This window comes from Cumulibacter manganitolerans, from assembly GCF_009602465.1.
In the GTDB taxonomy this organism is placed as follows: domain Bacteria; phylum Actinomycetota; class Actinomycetes; order Mycobacteriales; family Antricoccaceae; genus Cumulibacter; species Cumulibacter manganitolerans.
In genome coordinates this window covers 55,585-78,983 of record NZ_WBKP01000012.1, presented here as the reverse complement: position 1 = coordinate 78,983, position 23,399 = coordinate 55,585, and the positions used below count along the sequence as shown (strand labels likewise).

The 23,399-nt window shown below is 69.0% G+C and carries 22 protein-coding genes and 2 pseudogenes; 10 read left to right on the top strand and 14 right to left on the bottom strand.

Features of this window, described 5'->3' with window-relative positions; all coding sequences use genetic code 11:
- Positions 1-107: 107 nt before the first annotated feature.
- Positions 108-2,045 carry a DNA topoisomerase (ATP-hydrolyzing) subunit B gene (gene gyrB / locus F8A92_RS06875; RefSeq protein ID WP_153504420.1) on the bottom strand — a complete coding sequence of 646 codons (1,938 nt, stop codon included), beginning with the start codon at positions 2,043-2,045 and terminating at the stop codon, positions 108-110.
- Between the two features lie 403 nt (positions 2,046-2,448).
- Between gyrB and F8A92_RS06870 the strand changes: the two genes are divergently transcribed.
- Entirely contained in the window at positions 2,449-4,194 is a 1,746-nt protein-coding gene (locus F8A92_RS06870) for an HNH endonuclease signature motif containing protein (RefSeq protein WP_194291391.1), read from the top strand.
- Positions 4,195-4,197: 3 nt separating this feature from the next.
- On the opposite strand, the gene F8A92_RS06865 is transcribed toward F8A92_RS06870, so the two are convergent.
- The 4 genes from F8A92_RS06865 to recF are packed head-to-tail and all read right to left on the bottom strand — an operon-like array spanning position 4,198 to position 7,340.
- Positions 4,198-4,860 (bottom strand): DUF3137 domain-containing protein, encoded by a 663-nt coding sequence (locus tag F8A92_RS06865; protein ID WP_153504418.1) that lies wholly within the window; start codon positions 4,858-4,860, stop codon positions 4,198-4,200.
- Position 4,861: 1 nt separating this feature from the next.
- Entirely contained in the window at positions 4,862-5,641 is a 780-nt protein-coding gene (locus F8A92_RS06860; RefSeq protein ID WP_153504417.1) for a hypothetical protein, read from the bottom strand.
- Positions 5,634-6,161: a DUF721 domain-containing protein gene (locus tag F8A92_RS06855; protein WP_194291390.1), complete on the bottom strand. Its 528-nt coding sequence runs from the start codon at positions 6,159-6,161 to the stop codon at positions 5,634-5,636. The genes F8A92_RS06860 and F8A92_RS06855 overlap by 8 nt, the downstream gene beginning before the upstream one ends.
- A 9-nt stretch (positions 6,162-6,170) precedes the next feature.
- Positions 6,171-7,340: a DNA replication/repair protein RecF gene (gene recF / locus F8A92_RS06850; RefSeq protein WP_153504416.1), complete on the bottom strand. Its 1,170-nt coding sequence runs from the start codon at positions 7,338-7,340 to the stop codon at positions 6,171-6,173.
- A 228-nt stretch (positions 7,341-7,568) separates the two neighbouring features.
- Here recF and F8A92_RS06845 point away from each other — a divergent pair, with 228 nt between their 5' ends.
- Positions 7,569-8,756, top strand: coding sequence for an ATP-binding protein (locus tag F8A92_RS06845; protein ID WP_153504415.1), 1,188 nt, complete (start codon positions 7,569-7,571; stop codon positions 8,754-8,756).
- Between the two features lie 6 nt (positions 8,757-8,762).
- On the opposite strand, the gene F8A92_RS06840 is transcribed toward F8A92_RS06845, so the two are convergent.
- The 5 genes from F8A92_RS06840 to dnaA all read right to left on the bottom strand — a co-directional run bounded on the left by F8A92_RS06840 (position 8,763) and on the right by dnaA (position 14,257).
- Positions 8,763-9,128 (bottom strand): VOC family protein, encoded by a 366-nt coding sequence (locus tag F8A92_RS06840; protein ID WP_153504414.1) that lies wholly within the window; start codon positions 9,126-9,128, stop codon positions 8,763-8,765.
- Between the two features lie 57 nt (positions 9,129-9,185).
- Complete coding sequence (locus F8A92_RS06835; RefSeq protein ID WP_153504413.1) at positions 9,186-10,004, bottom strand: ArsR/SmtB family transcription factor; 819 nt, start codon at positions 10,002-10,004, stop codon at positions 9,186-9,188.
- A gap of 175 nt (positions 10,005-10,179) precedes the next feature.
- Complete coding sequence (gnd, locus tag F8A92_RS06830; RefSeq protein WP_153504412.1) at positions 10,180-11,178, bottom strand: phosphogluconate dehydrogenase (NAD(+)-dependent, decarboxylating); 999 nt, start codon at positions 11,176-11,178, stop codon at positions 10,180-10,182.
- A 36-nt stretch (positions 11,179-11,214) separates the two neighbouring features.
- Complete coding sequence (gene dnaN, locus F8A92_RS06825) at positions 11,215-12,336, bottom strand: DNA polymerase III subunit beta (protein ID WP_153504411.1); 1,122 nt, start codon at positions 12,334-12,336, stop codon at positions 11,215-11,217.
- A gap of 397 nt (positions 12,337-12,733) precedes the next feature.
- Complete coding sequence (gene dnaA / locus F8A92_RS06820) at positions 12,734-14,257, bottom strand: chromosomal replication initiator protein DnaA (protein ID WP_228389266.1); 1,524 nt, start codon at positions 14,255-14,257, stop codon at positions 12,734-12,736.
- Positions 14,258-14,852: 595 nt separating this feature from the next.
- Between dnaA and rpmH the strand changes: the two genes are divergently transcribed.
- From rpmH to yidC, 4 genes and pseudogenes are all read left to right on the top strand, one after another.
- Positions 14,853-14,990, top strand: coding sequence for a 50S ribosomal protein L34 (rpmH, locus tag F8A92_RS06815; protein WP_153504409.1), 138 nt, complete (start codon positions 14,853-14,855; stop codon positions 14,988-14,990).
- 32 nt (positions 14,991-15,022) lie between these two features.
- Positions 15,023-15,370 carry a ribonuclease P protein component gene (gene rnpA / locus F8A92_RS06810; protein ID WP_153504408.1) on the top strand — a complete coding sequence of 116 codons (348 nt, stop codon included), beginning with the start codon at positions 15,023-15,025 and terminating at the stop codon, positions 15,368-15,370.
- Positions 15,367-15,633 carry a membrane protein insertion efficiency factor YidD gene (gene yidD / locus F8A92_RS06805; RefSeq protein WP_153504407.1) on the top strand — a complete coding sequence of 89 codons (267 nt, stop codon included), beginning with the start codon at positions 15,367-15,369 and terminating at the stop codon, positions 15,631-15,633. The genes rnpA and yidD overlap by 4 nt, the downstream gene beginning before the upstream one ends.
- Positions 15,630-16,574 (top strand): annotated as a pseudogene (yidC, locus tag F8A92_RS06800) (membrane protein insertase YidC); the annotation flags it as partial. The gene yidD and the pseudogene yidC, both read left to right, overlap by 4 nt.
- On the opposite strand, the pseudogene F8A92_RS19320 reads toward yidC, so the two are convergent.
- Positions 16,538-16,690: pseudogene (locus tag F8A92_RS19320) on the bottom strand (microcin H47); the annotation flags it as partial. The pseudogenes yidC and F8A92_RS19320 sit on opposite strands and share 37 nt — an antisense overlap.
- A gap of 40 nt (positions 16,691-16,730) precedes the next feature.
- Here F8A92_RS19320 and F8A92_RS06795 point away from each other — a divergent pair.
- Genes F8A92_RS06795 through F8A92_RS06780 form a run of 4 tightly spaced genes read left to right on the top strand, consistent with a single transcriptional unit; the run spans position 16,731 to position 20,801 of the window.
- Complete coding sequence (locus F8A92_RS06795; RefSeq protein ID WP_153504405.1) at positions 16,731-17,234, top strand: Jag family protein; 504 nt, start codon at positions 16,731-16,733, stop codon at positions 17,232-17,234.
- Positions 17,235-17,236: 2 nt separating this feature from the next.
- Positions 17,237-17,893 (top strand): 16S rRNA (guanine(527)-N(7))-methyltransferase RsmG, encoded by a 657-nt coding sequence (gene rsmG, locus F8A92_RS06790; protein ID WP_153504404.1) that lies wholly within the window; start codon positions 17,237-17,239, stop codon positions 17,891-17,893.
- On the top strand, positions 17,890-19,341 hold the full coding sequence (locus tag F8A92_RS19260) for a ParA family protein (RefSeq protein WP_194291392.1): 1,452 nt from the start codon (positions 17,890-17,892) through the stop codon (positions 19,339-19,341). The genes rsmG and F8A92_RS19260 overlap by 4 nt, the downstream gene beginning before the upstream one ends.
- A 50-nt stretch (positions 19,342-19,391) precedes the next feature.
- Positions 19,392-20,801 carry a ParB/RepB/Spo0J family partition protein gene (locus F8A92_RS06780; protein ID WP_153504402.1) on the top strand — a complete coding sequence of 470 codons (1,410 nt, stop codon included), beginning with the start codon at positions 19,392-19,394 and terminating at the stop codon, positions 20,799-20,801.
- Between the two features lie 3 nt (positions 20,802-20,804).
- On the opposite strand, the gene F8A92_RS06775 is transcribed toward F8A92_RS06780, so the two are convergent.
- From F8A92_RS06775 to trxB, 3 genes are all read right to left on the bottom strand, one after another.
- On the bottom strand, positions 20,805-21,908 hold the full coding sequence (locus F8A92_RS06775; protein ID WP_194291389.1) for an N-acetylmuramoyl-L-alanine amidase: 1,104 nt from the start codon (positions 21,906-21,908) through the stop codon (positions 20,805-20,807).
- 118 nt (positions 21,909-22,026) lie between these two features.
- Positions 22,027-22,353 (bottom strand): thioredoxin, encoded by a 327-nt coding sequence (gene trxA, locus F8A92_RS06770; RefSeq protein WP_153504400.1) that lies wholly within the window; start codon positions 22,351-22,353, stop codon positions 22,027-22,029.
- A 48-nt stretch (positions 22,354-22,401) separates the two neighbouring features.
- Entirely contained in the window at positions 22,402-23,367 is a 966-nt protein-coding gene (gene trxB / locus F8A92_RS06765; RefSeq protein WP_153504399.1) for a thioredoxin-disulfide reductase, read from the bottom strand.
- Positions 23,368-23,399: the final 32 nt, after the last annotated feature.

Sequence of the window (23,399 nt, the reverse complement as noted above, 5' to 3'; positions counted from 1 at the left end):
ACCGGCATTTCCTTCTCGCCTCGTCTCGACGTCGCTCGTTCCTCGCTCGCTCGACGACCGTGAGGTGTCTCAGTCGGTCGCTAGCGCTCCCTCGTTCGACCTGTGCTTTAGATGTCCAGGAAGCGGACGTCGCGGGCGTTGCGGTTGATGAAGTTGCGTCGCGACTCGACGTCCTCGCCCATCAGGACGTTGAACAGGTCGTCGGCGGTGGCGGCGTCCTCGAGGGTCACCTTCAGCAGCAACCTCGTCTCGGGGTTCATCGTCGTCTCCCACAGCTCCTTGGCGTTCATCTCGCCGAGGCCCTTGTAGCGCTGGATGTCGCCTTCCTTCAGCGGACGGCGGCCGTCCTCGATGCCGGCCTTGATGAGCGCGTCACGCTCGCGGTCGGAGTAGGCGTACTCCTCGGGATGCTTGCCGCCCCACTTGAGCTTGAACAGGGGCGGCTGCGCCAGGTACACGTGGCCGGCCTCGACCAGGGGACGCATGAAGCGGAACAGCAGCGTCAGCAGCAGCGTGCGGATGTGCTGGCCGTCGACGTCGGCGTCCGCCATCAGCACGATCTTGTGATAGCGCAGCTTCTCGATGTCGAAGTCGTCGTGGATGCCGGTGCCGAGCGCTGTGATCAGCGACTGGACCTCGTTGTTCTTCAGCACCCGGTCGATGCGGGCCTTCTCGACGTTGATGATCTTGCCGCGGATCGGCAGGATCGCCTGGATCAGCGAGTCGCGACCCGAACGCGCAGAGCCACCGGCCGAGTCGCCCTCGACGATGAACAGCTCCGACTTGCTCGGGTCGTTGCTGCGGCAGTCCATCAGCTTGCCGGGCATGCCGCTCGAGTTCATCGCGGACTTGCGCCGGGCCAGCTTGCGTGCCTCCTGCGCGGCGCGTCGGGCGCGTGCGGCGTCCGCCGACTTGCCGATGATCGTCTTCGCCTCTTGCGGGTTGCGCTCGAACCAGTCGCTCAGCCAGTCGTTGCAGACCCGCTGCACGAACGTCTTGGCCTCGGTGTTGCCGAGCTTGGCCTTGGTCTGGCCCTCGAACTGCGGCTCGGACATCTTGACCGAGACGATGGCCGACAGGCCCTCGCGGATGTCGTCGCCGGAGAGCCGGTTGTCCTTCTCCTTCAGCAGCTTCTTGTCGAGCGCGTACTTGTTGACCACGGTGGTCAGCGCCGCCCGGAAGCCCTCTTCGTGGGTGCCGCCCTCGAGCGTGTTGATCATGTTCGCGAAGGTGCGGACCGACTCGCCGTACGACTCGTTCCACTGCATCGCGACCTCACAGGCGATGCCCTTCTCCTCGGCCTCGAAGTGGATGATCGACTTGTGGATCGGCTGCTTGGAGGCGTTGATGTGCGCGACGAAGTCCTTCAGGCCACCCGGGTAGTGGAAGACCTGCTCCTCGGGAGTGTCGTGGCGCTCGTCGCGGACGGTGATCGACAGGCCCTTGTTCAGGAACGCCGTCTCCTGCATGCGGCGGGTGATCGTCTCCAGCGAGTAGTGCAGCGTGTCGAAGATGGTCCCGTCGGCCCAGTAGGTGATCGTGGTACCGGTTTCCTTGGTCGGCGCGCCCTGCTTCAGCGGCGCCGTCGGCTTGGCGTCGGAGTACGACTGGGTCCAGTAGTAGCCGTCGCGCTTGATCTCGACGTCCAGCGCGGTCGACAGCGCGTTCACGACGGAGGCGCCCACGCCGTGCAGCCCACCGGAGACGGCGTAGTTCTCGCCGTCGAACTTGCCGCCGGCGTGCAGCTCGGTGAGGACCATCTCCACGCCGGACTTCTTCTCACCGCGGGCGGTATCGACCGGGATGCCGCGGCCGTTGTCGACGACGCGGATGCCGCCGTCGTGCAGCAGCGTCACGAGGATGGTGTCGCAGTAACCGGCCAGGTGCTCGTCGACCGCGTTGTCCACGATCTCCCAGATCAGGTGGTGCAGGCCACGCTCGTTGGTCGAACCGATGTACATGCCGGGGCGCTTGCGGACGGCCTCGAGGCCTTCAAGCTTCTTGATCGATGAGGCGCCGTACGTCTTCTTCTTCGCTTCAGCCACGCTGCGATGCGCACCTTTCCGTGTCGTGTCGACCGCGAACGCGGTCGTCGTCCCCTCCTCCACCCCCCGAAATCGGCGGCGGGTGAGTGAGGGCGGGTCGCTAAAAGTCGCTCAGCGACGCTCTCAGGCAAAAATCGTGCCTCTTAGACCCACTAAGTTTACTCCCAATGGGCCCGAAACCGCGGGACCCGCGACTGTTCTGTGGACGACAGCGACCTCCAGAGCGCCTCAGCGGCCCTCTGCTGGTGCACAAGCGCTGGCCGACCGGCACCGGAAGGCGGCCCTGTCGACACCCTCTGCGCCGTGCGCGCCCCCGAGGGCGCCGCAGTCGACGGCGAACACGCTCAAGGATTCTCCCGTGTGATCCCTTGCACAGTTGTTCGAACGTATGTACTATTGTGCTATGTCGGAGGAGCGGTACACGCGCGGCGAGGCGAACGAGCCATCTGCCGCTGCCGGCGGCGCGCTTCCCGCGTTCGGGGCGTTCCCGATGGGCATGGACCCTACGTCGGCCGGCGAGCTGGACGCCGAGCTGCTCGCAGCGTTCGCGGCATTGGACGCCGGTTTCACCGCACTCGAGCAGATCGGTCGCCGAGGAGACCTGCAGGCCCTGGGTCCCGACCGGCTGATCGCGGTGATGCAGCGCGCAGAAGCGCACCGCTCGCGGCTCGCCTGCCTCGACAGCTGGTTCGTCGAGGCCGCCACGACAGAGGACCTGCCGGCTCATCTCGCGGCACGGTCGGTCGGGGCCGCGATCGCTCAGGCGCTCCGGATCGCGCCGGCCACGGCAGCCGCTCGGGTCAGGACCGCTGAGCAGCTGCTGCCCAAGCACAACTTCAGCACGGGGCTCGGCGACCCGGAGCTGCCCGCGCTGGCCGATGCGGTGCACCGCGGAGCGATCACCGGCGATCAGCTGCGCCTGATCAGCGCGGCGATGCGCCGGCTGACGACGAGCGCGACGGTGACGATCCAGGATGCGGCGACGGCGGAGGCCGCGCTGGTGCAGCACGCGGCAGCGTTCGGTCCGACGGACCTGCGGTTGATCGCGGACCGGATCGACGACGCGCTCCTGCCGGACGGAACCCAACCGTCGGAGGCGGTCACCGCCGCACGGCGCGGGCTGCGGATCGGTGACCTGCGTGCGGACGGCACCCACGACATCTCGGGCAGCCTGACCAGGGAGCTCGCGGCACAGCTGCACGCCGTGCTCGACCCGCTCGCCGCACCCCAACCCGCCGATGATCCGCTCGGTCCGGATACCCGAAGCCCCGCGCAGCGAACCCACGACGCGTTGGCCGACGCGATAGCCCGGCTGCTGGACAGTCCAGGCCTGCCGCGCTCGGGCGGGACGCCCGCGACGGTGCACCTCGTCCTCGACGCCGACGCTCTTTTCGAGCAGGTCGATCGGTACACCGGACACGTCACCCATCTGCCCGACTGGGCCAGCGACCGTGACGCGGCACCGCACGCGGACGGACCGAACGGCGGCGACGGGGTCGCGGGTGCCGGCGTGGCCGCGCTGCGCGAGTGGGACTGGCTGCGGCACGGGCGGCAGCGGGCCGCGACGAGCAGCCAACCCGTGGTCGGGCGGACCAGCGGCGGGATACCGGTCACCCTCAGCGACGTCGCGGCGCTGGCGGCGGAAGCGCTGCTGGTCCCCGTCTGGATGAGCGACACGAAGGGAATCCTCGGGTACGGCCGCGAGAAGCGCATCTGCCCCGAGGGCATGACCAACGCGCTGATCGCACGCGATCGTGGCTGCAGCTTCCCCGGCTGTACGGCGCCCCCGGAATGGTGCGAACGTCACCACGTCGTCGAATGGCTCTACGGCGGCCGGACCGACCTTGACGAGCTGACTCTCGTGTGTGGTTATCACCATCGCGAGTTCGAGCGGCGCGGCTGGCGGGTCACCGTCTACGACGGCAGACCTGTGTGGATCCCGCCGAGATGGCTCGATCCCGACCAGCAGCCGCTGGTCAACCTACGCAGCACGAACGGCGTCCCGCTCGCGCCGAACCGCGAGGCCGTGCATGCCAAGGCCGCGCAGGATGAGGCCCGCCGCCATGCCTGGCGCGCGCGCAGCGCTCCCGCCCGTTCCCCGGCGGCGCGAGCGATGACCCTGGCGACCGCGGCACCGTCGACTCGCTAGCGGTCAGCCACGCTCGAACAGGCTGCTGGGGATGCCGCCGGCGATACCGGTGAGCAGATCGAGGTGCGCGGCGAGCGCCGCCGAGTGGTGCGGGTCGACGCGAGCGATGCAGACGAACTGACCGGCGGTCCAGACCTCGTCGAGCGGGGGCGCGTCGAGCAGCTGCTGCATGGCGCGGGGGTTGAGCAGCCCGTACACCGTCTGCGCGTCCTTGGCGAACACCGCGTAACGGTCATTGAACTCCCCCGACTCCAGGTCCACCTCCGGCATCACCGACGTGACCGACGCGCGCCACGATTCCGAATACACGTGCACGTACGGCAGCAGGCCAGCCACCTGGAGGAAGGTCACGGCGTACGGGCGCCAGGCGTCTCCGCGGGTGCGCGCGGTGACCGTTAGCGCCCAGAAGTGCCAGTATCCTGCCTGGCCGTGCACGATCGGCGGGTTGGGCCGCCACTGCTGTGGCGCGAGCGGTCCACCCGACAGGTCGATCGGCGTGCCGTCGTCGTACCGAGGCATCTCGGGCGAGAGCTCCCAGCCGTTGTGCTGCGCCATCGCCTCGATCGGCAGCCGACCGGCGCGGTCCGGGCGGAACTCGGGAACATTGCCCTCCCCGTACCGCCGTCCCCAGTTCCCGGTGATGCCGCGGGCGCTGCCGAAGAACATCTCAGGCCTGCGCCCGCACCGCTCGCAGCATGGCCGCGAGGATCTCCAGGTGCCGCGCGAGCACCGGCTCGTCATGCGGCTGCGAGGTGCTTGCCACCAGCTGGCCCTGCACGCTCCAGATCTCCTCGAGGTCGTCCCCAGCGCTGAGCACGGAGCGCACCTCGTCCGTCATCAGCCGGGTGAACGCCTCCAGCTCCTGCTCCCCATCGCGCGCGAGGAGCTTGAATCGGGCGTCGAAGATCGGGTCGATCGTCGGGAAGACCTGCATGCCCCTGGCGGGGCCGGTGAGGAACCGGGCCGGAAGGATGCGCAGCGCCGGAAGCTGCAGCATCGTCGGCACGGAGGTGAAGCAGTGACCGACCGTGCGTCCGACGCGGCTGTCCTCGACCGCATCGAAGGCCAGGAACGGCCACTGCGCTGGGGCGCCGGGGCCGGTCGGGCCGAACGGGTCGAAGGTGCCACGTACGACGTTGCCGGCGCGATAGCCCGAGATCCGGAACGGGGCGGTCGTGATGAGCGCGTCGGCCTCCTCATCAGCGTCGGTGATCTGCCAGCCGAACTCGCGGACCGCCTCCACCAGCCGACCGGCGCCGGCGTACTCGCCGACCTGGTGGTACGGCGCCCCCGTGCTCACCCAGCGAGCGCTCTGGTTCGAGAGAATCCGCTGCTTCCACGAGCGCTTCGGCCGGCTCGCGGCCGGCTGCGCACCGGGCTCGCCCCATCCGTCCGGACCGTCGGCTGCGCGGTGCCACTCAGGGTCGTCAGGATGTCGATCAGCCATAGGTGTCCCTCGGTCCGCGGCCGCGCACCGAGCGCCGGCCGTGCTTCCAGGTCGGCGCCGCCGGCCCCTTGATGACGATCCGGCGTACCACGTTCGGCCCGACCAGATCGGCGATCCGTTGCAGGAGCACCCGCTCCATCGCACGCAGCTGGGTCGCCCACGCCGTCGACTCGGTGCGCACCTCGAGCTCGCCGTCGCGCAGCGATACCGCGCGGGTCTTCGCGGCCAGCTGCTCACCGACCACCGAGGACCAGTGGCTGAGCACCCGCCCCTTCTGCATGTCGGCGGCCCAGCCCTGCCGCTTGGCGAGATCGCCGAAGATGCTGCCGACGGGCTTCGGGTCGCGAACGGAGGGACCCGCCCCCGACCACCTGCGCCGCGACTTCGGCTGGTCGATCTGCCGGGACACCTTCGGCATCGGGCGCACCCGCGACGGGTCGATCTTGCTCCCCGAGAGGTGGGCGAGGTTCGCGAACGCGGCGGCGGCCGGGTCGACGTACCGCTCGTCCTTCTCGCTCATGCCCCCAGCCTAGTTCGGCTGGTGGCGAGACGGCCCGGTGCCGGACGGCGCGAGCGTCCCGGACACGACCTCGAAGGTCTGCGCGACGAGACCGGCGGGGATGTCGTCGTGCACGGCAGCGGTGATCACCGTCTGCTCCGCGCGCTGCGCGAGGGCAGCCAGGTGGGCGCGGCGCTTCGCGTCCAGCTCGGCGAACACGTCGTCGAGCATCAGGATCGGCTCGGCCCCCTCGGCGCGCAGCAGCTCGTACGACGCCAGCCGCAGCGCCAGCGCGATCGACCACGACTGGCCGTGGCTGGCGTAGCCCTTGGCGGGGAACTCGTCGAGCTCCAGCACCAGCTCGTCGCGCTGCGGTCCGACGAGCGTCAACGCGCGATCGATCTCCTTCTGGCGCACCTGGGCGAGCCGCTCGCGCATCATCGCCGCGAGGTCGTCGCGGCCGGGCACGTCGTGGATCGCCTGGTCGTCCTGGTCCGCGGCCGACGTACGGTAGTGCAGGCCGACGGTGTCCGCGGCCCCGGAGACCCCGGCGTACGCGGCCTCGTAGTGCGGGCGCAGCCCCGCGATCAGCTCGAGGCGACCGTGCAGCAGCTCGCTGCCGTGCTCGACCAGATGGGCGTCCCAGACGTCGAGAGTGCGCAGATCCCCGTCCCGACCGGCGCGGCGCGCCATGCCGGCGGTCTTCAGCAGCGCGTTGCGTTGCCTGAGCACCCGGTCGAAGTCGGCCTTGGTCGCCGCGTATCGCGGGTGCCGCAGCACCAACAGATCGTCGAGGAACCGTCGGCGATCGCCGGGATCGCCCTTGACCAGGGCGAGATCCTCGGGGGCGAAGAGCACCGAGCGCACTACGCCGACCACGTCGCGGGTCCGCGTCACCGGGGCCTTGTTGATCCGCACCCGGTTGGCCTTCCCCGCCGTGATCTCCAGCTCGATCAGCAACGCGCGCCCCTCGTTGGAGCACATCGCACGCACTACGGCACGCTCGGCGGTACGCCGGATCAACGGAACGTCGCTCGACACCCGATGCGAGGCGAGGGTGCCGAGGTAGCCGATCGCCTCGACGATGTTGGTCTTGCCCTGGCCGTTCGCGCCGACGAGCAGGTTGGGCCCGGCGCCGAGCTCGAGCTCGGCCTCGACATAGTTGCGGAAGTCGATGACCTGCAGGCGATCGATGCGCACCGGCCACCTCCCCGTCGTCCCGATCCGGCCGCCCCCAGCCTAGGCGGACCCTCGATTCCGCCCGTGGCCCCCACCGCCGGTCGGCCACAGCCCTCTGCCCTCGATCACCCGATATATCGCTATCTACCGATTACGCTAGAAAGCCGGATATACCCTGATCACCCCGCATCGATGCGACACGCTAGGAATGTCTACCGAATGACGTAGACAGCCGAATACCGTCTGATCGTGGACCCGATCCGAAATCCCTACGCGCCCGGCGCCGGCCAGCGTCCCCCCGAGCTCGCCGGTCGGGACGAGCAGCTCGCCGCCTTCGACGTCGTCCTGGAACGTATCGCGCGCGGTCGGCCCGAACGCTCGCTCGTTCTCACCGGACTGCGTGGCGTGGGCAAGACCGTGCTGCTGAACACGCTGCGCTCGGCCGCCGTACGCTGCGGCTGGGGCACCGGCAAGATCGAGGCTCGGCCGGACCAGCGGCTGCGCCGCCCGCTGTCCAGCGCGGTCCATCAGGCCATCCGCGAGCTCGGGCACCCCGCGGACGACGTGCTCGCGGTGATCAAGGCCTTCGCGCATCGCGAGGCGGGCGCATCGGCCAAGCTGTCCGAGCGGTGGAGCCCGGGAATCGACCTGCCCGCGGCGAAGGGCCGCGCGGACTCCGGCGACATCGAGATCGACCTGGTCGAGCTGCTGACGGACGTCGGCGGCGTGGCCGCCGAAGCCGGCAAGGGCGTTGCGGTGTTCATCGACGAGATGCAGGACATCGGGGCCGACGACATCTCCGCGCTCTGCGCCGCGTGCCACGAGATCTCACAGAGCGGCCTTCCGGTCATCGTGGTCGGGGCCGGGCTACCGCACCTGCCGGCGGTGCTGTCGGCCAGCAAGTCGTACTCCGAACGGCTGTTCCGCTATCAGCGCATCGATCGGCTGCCGCGCGAGGCCGCCGATCGGGCGCTGATGAACCCGGCCGCCGAAGAAGGCGCCCGGTTCGAGGACGACGCCCTCGACGCGATGTACGAGGCGACCGGCGGCTATCCGTACTTCATCCAGGCCTACGGCAAGTCGGTCTGGGATCTCGCACCGGGCTCCCCGGTGACCGCCCACGACGTCCGCGTCGCGGCGCCGGAGGCCGAGGCCGAGCTCGCCGTGGGCTTCTTCGGCAGCCGGTTCGAACGCGCGACTCCCGGCGAACGGGAGTACCTGGCCGCCATGGCGGACGTCGCCCTCGGCGTGGGCAGCGAACCCGAGCTCGACTCCGTGCCGACCGCCGACGTCGCCGCACACCTCGGCCGCAAGCCGCAGTCGCTGTCACCGGCGCGCGACGCGCTGCTGAAGAAGGGCCTGATCTACTCCGCCGAGCGCGGCAGGATCGCGTTCACCGTGCCGCACTTCGGCAAGTACCTGCGTCAACAGGCCTGAGCTGCGCTACTCGTCCTGCAGATACACCAGCCCGTTGCCGTCGACGTCCTCGAAGGAGAACATCGGCGGGACCCCCGGCCAACGCAGTACCTCCTCGTTGTGCACCCGAACGCCCGCCCGAGCGACGCGAACGAACGCCTCGTCGGCGTCGCCGGTACCCAGCCGGACCGCCACGGGGATCGGCCCGTCGGGGAGCAGCAGTGCCAGCGACACCGGCGAGCCCGGCGGACGCACCTGAACCAGCCGGCCGCCCGGCATGATCTCCTGATCGACCTCGAGCTCGCAGCCGAGCACCTCGGTGTAGAACCGCAGCGCAGCATCCTGATCGGCGACCGGAATCGAGACGCTGATCAGCTTCGTCGTCTTCGTCATGCCAGTACAGACCGGGCACGACGGTCCGATTCATCGTCGCCGCGCCTGGCGGTTCGGCTACAGCGGCAGCTGAGCGCGATACCCGGCGCGCACCGAGTCGAAGCTGCTGTGCCAATCGCGCAGCGGGCGGTCACTGAGGTAGTCGTCGAGGGTGTGCAGATAGGCGTCCCATCCCGCGGCGAGGTCCGGAGCCTGCGTCGGGGTGAGGTTCTCGTGGCGCAGCTCGATGCGGGTGTCCGACCGGTCCGGCATGACGGTCACCGTCACGAGGGTCTCGGTCGGGGTCGGCCACTCGAAGGAGAACCGCCGCGGCGCCGAGCACTCGAGCACGTGGCAGTTGCCGACGTCCCCATTGTGCCGGTGGATCGTGAAGTGGCCGCGTTCGTGCAGATCGCCGTCGAGCCGGGCGAACCACCCCCCGAGCCGCTCCGGATCGGTGATCGCGGCCCACAGATCGTCCACGCCGACGTGATAGACGCGATCGAACGTGGCGACCGCCGATCCGGCCGTGCCGTTGCGTAGCACCCCAAGTAGCCCGTCCATCATCTGCCTTCCCTTTCCGCTCGCTTCTCGCGCGGGCGCTCCGGTCCCTCGCTCACCGAGAGATGTCCTTGCCAGCGACACGACCTCGCCGCACCACCGTTCGATACCGCTGATCGCCTCGAGCCGTAGCCGGTAGATCCTGCGCTGCCCGTCGGCCCGGACGGTCACGACACCATGCTCGCGCAACACCCTGAGATGCCGCGAGACCCCCGGCCGGGCGATCTGGAACAGCTCGGCCAGCTCCCCCGCCGTCCGTTCGCCGGTCGCCAGCCGGCGGACGATCGCGCGGCGGGTGGGGTCGGTCAGCGCTTCCCACGCCGGTCCTCGGGTCACATCCCATATGTACCACTGCGGTTACGTAACCCGCAAGGTACGAGCGCGGCCCAGCGACGGCCGCCTGGCCGAGCGGACTTTGACGGCAAGAACGGGGAAAGTTGCCCGCTTTCGACGCCGAAGCCCGCTTTTCGCGCGGTGACAACCCACCCGGCGAGACTGCGGCCCCGATGCGTCAGCTGATCGGCACGTCGCCGCGGTCGCCCGCCTTGCCGACGGCGTGGCCGCCGAACTGGTTGCGCAACGCCGCAATCACCTTCATCGCCGGCGACTCGTCCTGGCGAGAGGCGAATCGGGCGAACAGCGCCGCGGTGATGACCGGCAGCGGGACGGCGTTCTCGATCGCCGCCTCGACGGTCCAGCGGCCCTCGCCGGAATCCTGGGCGTAGCCGCGGATGCCCTCGAGGTTCGGGTCGTCCTTCGTCGCGCGGACCAGCAGATCCAGCAGCCACGAGCGGACCACGGTGCCGCTCTGCCAGGACGCGAAGGCCGCATCGACGTTCTCGACGAGGTCGACCTTCTGCAGCAGCTCGTATCCCTCGGCGTACGCCTGCATCATGCCGTACTCGATGCCGTTGTGGACCATCTTCGTGAAGTGACCGGCGCCCACCTTGCCGGCGTGCACGAAACCGTGCGCACCCTCGGGCTTGAGGGCGTCGAACAGCGGCTGGGCCAGGCGCACGTACTGCTCGTCCCCGCCGCACATCAGGGCGTAGCCCTCGGTCTTGCCCCACACCCCGCCGGACACGCCGCAGTCCACGAAGCCGATGCCCTTCGTGCCCAGCAGCTCGGCGTTGGCCTGGTCGTCGGTGTACTTCGAGTTGCCGCCGTCCACGACCAGGTCGCCCTGCTCGAGCAGGTCCGCCAGTGCCTTGATCGTCTCGCGTGTCGGATCGCCGGCCGGCACCATCACCCACACCACGCGCGGGGTCTGCAGCCGGGCGACCATCGACTCCAACGAGTCGACGGTGCGCTTGCTCTGGGGCGACCGGTCATAGCCGACCACCTCGTGCCCGCCGGCCGTGAGCCGGTCGGCCATGTTGCCGCCCATCTTTCCGAGTCCGACCAGTCCGACCTGCATGGTGTCTCCTTGCCTACGTCCTGCGAAGTGGCTTCTGCGACCCAGTGTGCCCCATCGCCACCTCCGTTGAGTTGTGCTCGCGTGGGGCGACAACGCCCGAAGTGAGCACGAATCAACCGGGACGCATCGTCAGCCGGGCAGCCGCATCGGCATGATCAGGTAGCGGTAGGAGTCCTGCTCGCCGTCCTCCGCCGGGGTGGGGCTGAGCACCGCCGGCTTGGTCGAGGTCAGGAACGACAGCCGCACCGAGTCCGCGCCCACGGCGCCCAGCCCGTCGAGCAGGTAGTGGGGGTTGAACCCGATCCGGATCGGGTCACCGGCGAGCTCGGTCGCCAGCGACTCCTCGGCCGAGCCCTCGTCGTCGCCGGCGACGGTCAGCGTCACGGTGCCGTCCTCGAAGCCCAGCTGCACCGGCGTACCGCGCTCGGCGACCAGGGCCACGCGGCGGACCGCTTCCACCAGAGCGCCGGTCTCGATGTCGGCGGTGGACGCCGCCTCCGTGGGCAGCAGCTTGCGGAACGGCGGGAAGTCGGGGTCCAGCAGCCGCGTCGTGGAGTGCCGGTCGCCGCCGGAGAAGCCGATCAGCCCGTCGGAGCCCGCGGACAGCGAGATGTTCACCTTGCCCGCACCGGCCAGCGTCTTGGCGGTGTCGCTGAGCATCTTCGCCGGCACGAGAACGGCCGTCGACTGCCCCGGATCGGCCGGTTCCCACTTCATCTCGCGGACCGCCAGGCGGTAGCGATCGGTCGCGGCGAAGGTCAGGGTGTCGCCCTCGATCTCGATCCGGACGCCGGTCAGCATGGGGAGCGTCTCGTCGCGGCCCGCCGCGACCGCGACCGTTCCGACGACGCGGGCGAACTCATCGGCGTCCACAGAGCCCGCCAGCTCGGGAAGCTTCGGCAACGCGGGGTAGTCGTCGACCGGCAGGCTCGGCAGCGAGAACTTCGACGTGCCACAGCGCAGCAGGACGCGCGAGCCCTCGACGGAGATCTCGACCGGCTTGTTCGGCAGCGCCTTCGTGATGTCGGCCAGCAGCCGGCCCGAGACAAGGGTCTTGCCGGCGGTATCGACGTTCGCGTCGATCTTCATCTGCGTCGAGACCTCGTAGTCGAAGCTCGACACGGTCAGGGCGTCCGCGTCCACCACCATCAGGATGCCGGCCAGCACGGGCATCGGCGGGCGCTGCGGAAGGCCCCGGGCCACCCAGGACACCGCGTCCGCGAGCGCCTGGCGCTCCACCTGAAACTTCATCGAATCTCCTGCACGTCGTTCGAGAGCAATCGGGAACGGCCACGCACCCTGCTGGCCAGCACGGTACCGGCAGCCGCCCGGGGCGGCGCGGCGAGGGCGCCCGTCAGCGGATGTCCACACATTCGCCGCTGGCAGACATGATCGGGATTTCCGTATTTATTACATCCCGTAGTAGTCATAGGACTTGTGGACGCTGTGGATAACCGGGCTTTCCGCAGGTCACCGAGCCGGACGCCATGTTGACGCGTGGTGGACGACGCCGCCGAGAAACCGCGCCTGCTGTGGACTGCACGAGACCATGCACAACGGCCCACAGCGACCTCCCCAGCTCGTCCACAGTTCTCCACATGCTTATCCACAACGGGGGATAAGCCGGACGAGCGCCGCTCGAACTCCGTCACCGGCGTCCCTCGGACTTGATCAGCGCGGTGAGCTCGGCGACCTGGTTGTAGATGGGACGCTTCTCCTTCATCTCGTTGGCCACCTTCTTCACCGCGTGCATCACCGTCGTGTGGTCCTTGCCGCCGAACTGCTGCCCGATGCGCGGCAGCGACAGGTCGGTGAGCTCACGGCACAGGTACATCGCGATCTGCCGCGGCATCACGAGCGTCTTCGAACGGTTGCGTCCGCACAGGTCGTCGATCGACACGTCGTAGTACGTCGAGACCTGCTGCATGATCGTCGTCGCGCTGATCTGCTGGCTGTCGTGATCGGGGACGAGATCCTTGATGACCTGCTGCGCGAGGTTGAGATCGACGCCCTGCCCGGTGAGGCTGGCGAACGCCGATACCCGGATCAGCGCCCCTTCGAGCTCGCGGATGTTGCTCTGGATCTTCGTGGCCAGCAGGTCCAGCACCTCGGGCGAGACGGTCAACCCCTCCTGCGCGGCCTTGTTCCGCAGAATCGCCAGCCGGGTCTCGAGGTCCGGGGTCTGGATGTCCGGCGTCAGACCGCCGGCGAACCTGCTGCGCAGCCGGTCCTCGAGCGTGGTCAGCTCCTTGGGAGTGCGGTCGGAGGTGATGACGATCTGCTTGTTCGCGTTGTGCAGCGTGTTGAAGGTGTGGAAGAACTCCTCCTGCGTCTGCTCGGCACGCTCCAGGAACTGGATGTCGTCGATCATCAGGATGTCGACCTCGCGGTACCGGCGCCGGAACTGCTCGCGCTGGTCGCCGCCGCCCCGGCCCGCGTTCGCGATGGCGTTGATGAAGTCGTTGGTGAACTCCTCGGAGCTCACGTAGAGGACCTTGATGTCGGGGAACACCTGATAGGCGTAGTTACCGATCGCGTGTAGCAGGTGGGTCTTGCCGAGTCCCGAATCGCCGTAGATGAACAGCGGGTTGTACGCCTTCGCCGGTGCCTCGGCGACGGCCGAGGCGGCCGCGAACGCGAGCCGGTTGGACGGCCCCCGCACGAAGTTCTCGAAGGTGTACCTCGGGTTCAGCCGGCCCGGCGCGGTCACGCGGGCGCCGCCGGACGGCGAGGCCGGCTCGGCGTAGGCGGGGGCGCGACCCAGTGGGGTGGCACCGACGTATCCGCCGGCCGAGCGGTCCGCGTGGGTCCGGGTGGGTGGTTCTGCCCCCGCGGGGGCGGTCGGCGCCGACTCGCCGTAGGAAGCGAGCGGGTCCGGCAAGTCGTCGTCCTCGGGCAGCAGGCCGGTGCTCATGGTCGAGTCCACCGTGACCGCGATCTGCACGTCCTTCGCCAGGGTGTCCGACAGCACCTTGTTCAAGATCGGCCGCAGCTTGGTCTCGATCATGTTCTGCGTGAAGTGGTCCGGCGCCGTGATGAGGGCGGTGGTGCCCATGAGCCCGACCGGCTTGGTCATCCGAAGGAGGGCCCGGGAACGCCCGGTCAGCTCGGCGGGAGGTATGCCAGCGATCGCGGTGGACCACACCACCTCGAGGTCAGACTGCTCGGTCACGCATAAACCCTTTCCGCGCCCGTGTGGATAACTCCGGCACACCGAGCGCTGCCACCGCTGTGGATACGCGAAACGGAAAAGCCGAGGTCACAGGGTGGTTTTACGGTTACCCACAGGCATATCCACAGAGGACGACGATATACCTGTCCCCAGGAGAATTCACAAGCGGGAGGCGATGCACGGCTCGTGGCCTGACCATGGAGGCGAAGGCCAGGTTAAACCCTCGCGTGGATCGCTCACAAGTTGAACGGCGATAAACAGTCACAAATTCGCCGCCGTCGGCGTGTCGCTACCCTGGATGAGCCGCCGCGCCATGTCACGATCTGCGGTTCTCGGCGGCAGGGTGGCTCTGGCAACATTCGGCGGTCGATGTTTGACCCCGTGCAGCCGGGTCCGTACCGTAGAAAGGTCGCAGCAACGCGACACCTGTCGCCTGTATCTTCCCGCGGGCCGGTGCCTCGGCACCTTCTCGCCGCGCGGACGGTCGTGGTGGCGGGTCCCCGTGCGGCGCAGGCCGCGCACCATCAGCTGATCTTCCATCGGGCTCTCGAGCCCTGTCCCTCGCGGACACCGACCGTCATAAGGAGAGCCCGCAGTGAGCAAGCGGACGTTCCAGCCCAACAACCGTCGTCGCGCCAAGACCCACGGCTTCCGCCTGCGGATGCGCACCCGCGCGGGTCGCGCGATCCTGTCCGGCCGCCGCCGCAAGGGTCGCGCCAGCCTGTCGGCGTAACCGCCGATCTCGAGCGACCCAGCCGGCGACGGGTGCTGTCCTCCGAGCAACGCATGCGCGGCGGCGACGACTTCACCGTCGCGATGCGTCGTGGACGCAGGTTCACGCACGGCGCGCTGGTCTTCCATCTCGGCATCGCGCCGGATTCGGAGCGGCGCTGCGGCTTCATCGTGTCCAAGGCGGTCGGCGGCTCCGTCGTCCGGCACCGAGTGACACGTCGTCTGCGCAGCGTCTGCCGGGAGATCTATCCAGAGCTCCCGGCGGGTGCGCGGCTCGTCGTCCGGGCGCTGCCCGCTGCGGCACGGACGCCGTACGCGGAGCTGCGCGGCAGCGCGCTGGCCTTCACGACCAGCAAGGCGTTGACGCAGGCTCGGTCATGACCCCGGTCGGCCGGCTGGCGATCGCCGCCATCCGCTTCTACCAGCGGGCGATCTCGCCACTGCTGCCACCGAGCTGCCGGTTCTATCCCACGTGCAGCCAGTATGCGCTCGAGGCGGTCCAGATGCACGGAGCCCTCCGGGGAACCGGGTACGCCGTCTGGCGGTTGCTCAAGTGCGGCCCCTGGCATCCTGGCGGCTACGATCCGGTACGCCCCCGCCGAACCACCACCGACGCGCGCATCCGCGACAACGGAGAGTCATGAACCTCGATTTCCTCTACTACCCGATCGCCTGGGTGCTGAAGCTCTGGCACCAGCTCTGGGGTGGTGTATTCGGCAGCCACAGCGGCGCCTCGTGGGTTCTGGCGATCATGTTCCTCGTCTTCACGGTGCGGATCCTGCTGTTCCCGCTGTTCGTGAAGATGATCAAGAGCCAGCGCGCCATGCAGGAGCTGCAGCCGGAGATCTCGAAGCTCCGCGCGGAGTACGGCTCGGATCGCCAGGGCATGTCCGAGGCGATGATGAAGCTGCAGAAGGAACGCGGCGTGAATCCGCTGGCCGGCTGCATGCCGATGATCATCCAGGCGCCGGTGTTCATCGCCCTCCTGCACGTGCTGCGTCGCCTCGAGCCCGGAAAGCCGGGGCTGTACTCCTGGGACTCCGCGCTGACGCAGAACGCTGCGACGGCGCAGGTCTTCGGCGCGCCGATCTCGTCGTTCTTCACGATGAGCGGCGTCAAGCTGCAGAAGATCATCGACGCGACGGGTACGACGTCGACGACCATCAAGATGGTCACCGGCGTGCTGATCGTTGTGATGGCGATCACACAGTTCATCACCACCAAGCAGATCATGAAGCGCACCAAGGCGCAGAACGCGGCGCTGGCCGACAACCCGCAGGCCTCGCAGATGGAGCTCGTCCAGAAGCTCATGCTGTACGGCGCGCCGCTCGGCCTGCTCGTCTCGGGCACCTTCTTCCCGCTCGGTGTGCTGCTCTACTGGTTCTTCAACAACCTCTGGACGATCGGCCAGCAGTTCTGGGTGCTCAAGCGGATGCCCGCCCCCGGGGCGCGGGCCGCGGCGGCCAAGGCGGACGTCGACCGCAGCAAGCTGGCACCCCGTCCGGGCGCGAAGCCGGCCAAGACGAAGATCGTGAAGCCCGCCGGGGCAGCGGAGCCGGACGCTGAGGCCGAGCCGGTGCCGATTGCCGACGACAAGCCGGCCGACACCGCCGCGCGACCGTCGGCCGCAGCCAAGCCGGCGCCCGGCGCTCGGCCCGCCGGTCGCCCACCGGCCAAGCGCAAGAAGCGCTGATCACCCATCTGCAAGCAGTACTACGACGCCGTCCGAAAGGCAGCACCAATGACTGAAGCCCAGCACGCGGAGCAGGACGACCTGGACAACGACGACCCTTTGGTGGTGGAGGGCGACATCGCCGGGGACTACCTCGAGCGGCTGCTCGACATCCTCGACCTGGATGGCGACATCGATCTCGACGTGGAGGGGTCCCGCGCGGTCGTCGCGGTGGACGGCGGTGACCTCCAGCATCTCGTCGGCCACAAGGGCCAGACGCTCGACGCGCTGCAGGAGCTGACGCGCCTCGCCGTCACCGCGCGCACCGGCGTCCGCAGCCGGCTGATGCTGGACATCGACGGCTACCGAGCCGGTGAGCGTGACCGCCTGACGAAGCTCGCGACGTCGGCGATCGCGGACGTGCGGGAGACCGGCGAGGAGCGCCGGCTGTCGCCGATGAACCCGTTCGAGCGCAAGGTCGTGCACGACGTCGTCGCTGCCGAGGACGACGTGCTCAGCGAGTCGACCGGCGAGGAGCCCAACCGCCGCGTCGTCATCCGCCGCGCCTCGTAGGCATGCAGCCGACGCCAGCGTCGGCGGCCGCCATCTTCGGTGAGCGGCTCCCGCTCGCCGAGCGCTTCCACGCCTCGCTGTCCGAGGCCGGCCCGATCCGCGGGCTCAACGGTCCCCGGGAGCTGCCGGTGCTGTGGGATCGCCACATCATCAACAGCGCGTTGCTGGCGTTTCTGCCGGTCCGAATCCTGCCGTCGGGCGCCACCGTGTGCGACGTCGGAAGCGGTGGCGGGCTGCCCGGCATCCCGCTCGCGATCGCGCGCCCCGATCTCCTGGTGACGCTAGTCGATCCGCTGCAGCGCCGTACCGACTACCTGCGTGAGATCGTGACGGACCTGGGCCTGGAGAACGTACGGGTGGTTCGCGCCCGCGCCGGTGAACCATCGTCCCCGCGTGAGATCGGCCGCTATGCGGTCGTTACGTCGCGGGCGGTTGCCCCATTGGGGCGGCTGCTGGAATGGTGTGTCCCGTTGACGAACCCCGACGGCTTCATCGCCGCGATGAAGGGCCGTTCGGTGGAGCGCGAGATCGGCGAGCTGAGCCCGCGCCAGCGAGCCCTGGTGACCGGCTTCGATATCCTGGACCTGGCCAGTCCCGATGGCGTGCATTCCGCGCGGGTGCTCGCCGCCCAACCCCGATCGAGCCGGAGGATACGGTGAGCTTCACGTCGTCGAAGCTGGGATGGCCCCGTAAGCGGCGGCCGGTCGAGCACAAGGAGTCGGCGACCGGCCTGGGGTGGAATCCGGAAGCCGTTGCCCTGGTTTCACGTGAAACCAGCCGGCCGGTGGGTGCAGACTACGCGTCGCCGACTCCGTCGGCTGATCGGGTGTCGGAGGACCGTCGCAACGACATCGGCGACGTTTCACGTGAAACGAGCGGCGAGCGTACGACCGACGTGCCACGCTCGTCGGCTTCCGCCGGCTCCCCCTCTATCCCGCCGCGTCACGACCGTCGCGTTTCACGTGAAACCACAAGTGACACCGACGGGCTGCCGGCGGTGGCGCGCACCGCCTCCGCGCCGCTCTCGCCAGCTCCGACGACGGGCGGCGGAGCCCCCTCCCGGAACGGTGTTTCACGTGAAACGACAGCCGCGGCGACGCTCGACCGACCCGCCGCCGCTGCGGAGCCGTCCGTGGCGCGCCCTGCGGTGACGACGACGCCGGCGCGCGAGACAGTGCGGCTCGCGCCCGAGGAGGACGGCGCACCCATGAACGTCGGCTCCGGGGACCCCGACGTCGCGGCGCCCCCTCCGTCAGCGCTCGAACCGGAGGCCGCCACGGCACAGATCCCGCACCTCCAGCGCCCCGAGACGCCGCGCGTGATGACCGTCTCGAACCAGAAGGGCGGCGTGGGCAAGACGACGACCACGGTCAACCTCGCGGCCGCCCTGGCCATGGCCGGTCTGAAGGTCCTCGTCATCGACTTGGATCCGCAGGGCAATGCCAGCACCGGATTCAGCATCGACCATCCACAGGGCACACCGTCCACCTACGACGTGATCGTCGACAAGCTCCCCCTCGAGAAGGCCGCTCAGGCCGTCTCCGCCCCGGGCGTGCCGGACGGCCGGCTCTTCTGCGTTCCGGCGACGAGCGATCTCGCCGGTGCGGAGGTGGAGCTCGCCGGTGTGATGGTGGGCCGCGAGTTCCGTCTGCGACAGGCGATCACGAACTACCTGGCTGCCCATGTCGACGATGATCGCTACGACTACGTCTTCATCGACTGCCCGCCGTCCCTCGGGCTGCTCACGGTGAACGCGCTGGCCGCGGCGGCGGAGGTGCTGATACCCGTCCAGTGCGAGTACTACGCCCTCGAAGGGCTCGGTCAGCTGCTCGAGACCGTCGAGCTGATCAAGGGCTATCTCAACCCCGCGCTGCACGTGTCCACCATGCTGCTGACGATGTTCGACGCCCGTACCAAGCTCGCCGGGCAGGTGGTCGACGAGGTCCGTGCCCACTTCGGCGACACGGTCATGCGCACCATCATCCCGCGCAGCGTCAAGGTCAGCGAGGCGCCCAGCTATGGGATGTCGGTGATGAGCTACGACGGCGACTCCCGCGGCGCCGTCGCCTACGCGGCCGCGGCTCGCGAGCTCTCCGCGAGGCAGTAGGATGCCACCCGCACCAACGTTTCACGTGAAACCGATTGAACGGAGAGCCGATGTCTGACGCGCCCGACCGGAAGCCCGAGCAGCCGACCCGCAGGGGCGGGCTGGGACGTGGCCTCGGCGCGTTGATCCCCTCGGCGCCGCTACCCGGCTCCTCCTCCGGCAAGGGACACTTCTGGTCGGCCCTGGACAACCCTCCTGTTGTGGATGACGAGACGAAGCAGCAGCTCGTGGACGACGTGCTGAGCGCCCGAGCCGACCGACCGGATAGCGGCTCGCCCGCAGAAGGCCCAGGTCAGGAGCCTGCACCCGACGACGACACCCGCTCCGCGGCGAGCGCCGCGACGGAACGGACGTCGTCTGCGGCTGTGGACGAGGATGTGGACAACTCGCCGCTGTCCGGCCCCGTGGAGGGGCAAGGGGACGGCATCCCGGTACCGGACGGCGTGGCCGCTTCCGCCCCAGCCGGCGTTGTGGGCGCTGCCGAACCAGACGAAGAGCCCGCTGCCGCGACGGCGAAGGACTCATCATCGGACGGCCCCGGCCACCGACCCCCGTCGGTCGCGCCGGACGACGTTTCACGTGAAACCAGCCCCGGCGAGCCGGCTGCGGTGCTGCTCGAGCTGGACCCCTCTCGGATCTCCGCCAACCCGAAGAACCCCCGGCAGGTCTTCGATGACGACGAGCTGGGCGAGCTGTCCGAATCCATCAAGGAGTTCGGGCTCCTGCAGCCGATCGTGGTCCGCGAGGCCGGCGACGGCTTCGAGCTGATCATGGGCGAGCGACGACTGCGCGCCGCCCGGCTCGCCGGGGTGGACCGGATTCCGGTGATCGTCCGCCAGACGGACGACGACGCCATGCTGCGCGATGCGCTGCTGGAGAACATCCATCGCGTACAGCTGCACCCCTTGGAGGAGGCCGCGGCCTACCAGCAGCTGATCGACGAGTTCGGGGTGACCCACGAGGAGCTCGCGCAGCGGATCAAGCGCAGCCGTCCGGTCATCTCCAACACGATCCGGCTGCTGAAGCTCCCGACGCGGGTGCAGAATCGGGTCGCAGCCGGCGTGCTGTCGGGGTCGCACGCCCGAGCGCTGCTGTCGTTGGAGGATTCGGACGCCCAGGAGGCGCTGGCCAACCGGATCGTCGCCGAGGGCCTTTCGGTGCGGGCAACCGAGGAGGCGGTGTCCCTGCACGCCTCGCAGGGCGAGCCGACGCGCCGCTCGTCTCGCCGCCGAACGGTGACTGCCCCGGCGTTGAGCGCTCTCGCGGAACGCCTTTCCGACCACTTCGACACGCGCGCACTGGTTCAGCTCGGGCGCAGCAAGGGCAAGATCGTCGTGGAGTTCGCGTCGGTGGACGATCTCGAGCGCATCATCTCGATGATGGCGCCGCCCCTTGCGACCAGCAGGGTGCGCGACGGCGACGCCGGCGGCGAGCAGCCGGGTGCCGACCGCGAGAGGTAGGGACTAGAAGACGCCACTCGGGATTCGCCAGGTGCCCGTCGGGTACTCGTCGGGGGCATCCAGATAGAACCGCTGGATCGCCGCCACGATGCCCTCCGCGACCGACGCACGGACGTCCTCCATCAGCATGCGCTCCAGGTCCGCTGGGTTGGTCACATGCCCGACTTCGAGCAGCACCGCCGGCATGCGGGTGAGCCGCAGGACCTCCACGACCTGCGGAAAGACGCCTAGGTCGACGAACGGGGTGCGGGCGGCGACCTCCCGATGCAGCAGGCCGGCGATCTCGCGCCCGACGGTGGAGACGTAGGACGGCGAGCCGAAGTAGTAGGTCGCGCTGCCTTCTGCGCGGTCGGCGGTGTGCGAGGCGACCTGCACGCTCACGAAGAGGTCGGCGGACACCGCGTTGGCGTTCTCGGCCCGCTCGGCGGCGCTGTTGGGCCGGCGCCGCGTATCGAGGAGCGTGGCGTTGGCGCCGAGGAGCTCGAGGTGGTCGCGGACCCGCTCGCCGACGTTCCACGTGAAACCGGCCGCGTCATCGCCGCTGGCGACGTCCAGGTAGATGTGTCGCCCGACCAGCTCGGGGCCGGACGAGCGACGGTGGGCCCGCGAACGCAGATGCGACAACGACCCCCCGGTCACCTTCGGAAACAGGTTGCGCAGGGCGCGGGTGGTCTTGGGGCCACATTCCCCGTCGGCCACCAGGCCGTAGTCGCTCTGGAAGGCGCGGACGCTGTCGGCCGTCTGCAGGGCGAAGATTCCGTCGACGTTGCCGATGTGGAAGCCGAGCTCGGCGAGCTGCTGTTGAAGCTGCCGCACGTCGTCGCCCCGCAGAACCCGCTCGGGCACCATCCGCAGGACCCGGTCGCCGAGGTGGTACTGCGCACCGGTGAGCTCGAGATAGGTGTCGACGTCGACCGCGCCATCAGCCACCAGACCGCGTTCCTGCTGGAACTGCCGGACGGCGAGCATGCAGCTCTGGTCGTACTCGGAGGCGAGGTCCTGGGAATCGGGCCGTGGCCCGGCGGCCAGCAGCCCGAGGGCGTGCAGCATCGATCTGACCTCGATGACGGAGGGGCCTCGATCGCCGAGGGTGATCGTCTTCATCATCGCTACTCCTGCGGGCTGCCGAGAGCCGAGCATCGACGGGTGACGATGAACCGCTCCGGAAATGCCGCGGGCGCCGTCGCCATGGACGGCGCCCGCGGCTGGACTTCGGTTGATCAGTCTAGATCCACTGCGACAGCTCGGCCTTGATGGCCGCCTTCGGCTTCGCCCCGACGATGCTCTTGACGGCCTCGCCGCCGGAGAACACCGTCATGGTCGGAATGGACATGATCTGGTAGTTCTGAGCGATCTGCGGGTTCTCGTCGATGTTGACCTTGGCGATGGTCAGCTTGTCCTTCACCTCGCCGGCGATCTCCTCGAGGACCGGGGCGACCATCTTGCAGGGGCCGCACCACTCGGCCCAGAAGTCGACGAGCACGGGCTTATCGCTGTTCAGGACGTCTGCGGCGAAGCTCTGCTCGGTGACGGTGACGATGTTGGCTGCCATGGAGTCTCCTCTGGTAGGTGGATGGCGTTGATATCGATGGATGTGGATCTACGAGCGCTCGGCCAGCGAGGGCTGCGCGTCGACGGCCGGACGCTCCGCGAGCCAGCGCTCGGCGTCGATCGCGGCCGAGCAGCCGGTGCCGGCCGCCGTGATGGCCTGGCGGTAGGTGTGGTCCACCACGTCGCCGCAGGCGAACACCCCCTGCAGGTTCGTGCTGGTGGAGCGCCCCTTGACGAGCACGTAACCGGCGTCGTCCAGGTCGACCTGACCGGCGAACAGCTCGCTGCGGGGGTCGTGGCCGATGGCCACGAACAAGCCGCCCACCTCGAGCGTCCGACGCTCGCCGGTCTGGGTGTTCTCGAGCTCCAGAGCGGAGACCTTCTCGTCCCCGACGACGTCCACGACCCGCTCGTTCAGCGCCCAGCGGATCTTCTCGTTCGCCCGGGCGCGGTCGAGCATGATCTGGGAGGCACGGAACTCCTCCCGGCGGTGCACGATCGTCACGGACCGGGCGAAGCGGGTCAGGAAGGTCGCTTCCTCCATCGCGCTGTCGCCGCCGCCGACGACGGCGATGTCCTGGTCGCGGAAGAAGAACCCGTCACACGTCGCGCACGCCGACACGCCGCGGCCGAGCAGTCGCTCCTCGTTGGGCAGGCCGATGTAGCGGTACTTCGAGCCGGTCGCGATGATGACGGCGTTCGCGAGATAGGTCTCGTCACCCACCTTGACCACCTTCGGGGACGACGTGAGGTCGACCTCGGTGACGTCCTCCGAGCGCAGGTCGGCGCCGAAGCGCTCGGCCTGGCCGCGTAGGTTGCTCATGAGCAGCGGGCCGTCGATGCCCTCGACGAAGCCGGGAAAGTTCTCGACCTCGGTCGTGGTCATCAGGGCGCCGCCGTACTGGCTGCCCTCGAAGACCAATGGGTGGAGGTTGGCGCGGGCCGTATAGATGGCAGCGGTGTAGCCCGCAGGGCCGGAGCCGATGATGATCACGTTACGGACGTCTGTGCTCAACGCAGTTAACCCATCTCGATGTGTTTGACCGG